Annotated in this window: 1 protein-coding gene; it reads left to right on the forward strand. The window is 36.8% G+C overall.

The window, feature by feature from the left end; translation table 11 throughout:
- A partial coding sequence (locus Q3O06_RS08065) for a hypothetical protein (protein WP_301818365.1) occupies positions 1-199 on the forward strand: 199 nt, incomplete at its 5' end.
- Positions 200-372 lie beyond the last annotated feature (173 nt).

A 372-nucleotide genomic window follows, 5' to 3' on the forward strand; every position in this document is an offset into this window, starting at 1 on the left:
ATCTACCCCCCTACTCTCCCTAAGCAAAGAGATGAAACTGCGTATCGGTCCCCTACCGGTTGAATTTTCCGAAAAAACGCAACGTAACCAGCAACACATATATAAGAACAGCACAAATAGCATAAATACATCAGGCAACGAAAAAAGTCAGAATAATGCACTTTATGGAGTTTGGATATCTGTTGTTTTGTTCTGTTAGTATTGCCTCTTTCTGTGTTTACAGTTTAGCAGTTGTACAGTTTTACAGTAAGGTTTAAAGAATGACCGATTTATTTTTAAATGTAGATATTGTAGAGGATAAAAATGACCAAAGTCCTTTCAGTAACATTTTTGAATTTTTAGCGAGCCATTTCATTTCCCAGGCGAGATCGG

Source organism: Neisseria maigaei, assembly GCF_958267405.1.
Lineage (GTDB): Bacteria > Pseudomonadota > Gammaproteobacteria > Burkholderiales > Neisseriaceae > Neisseria > Neisseria bergeri.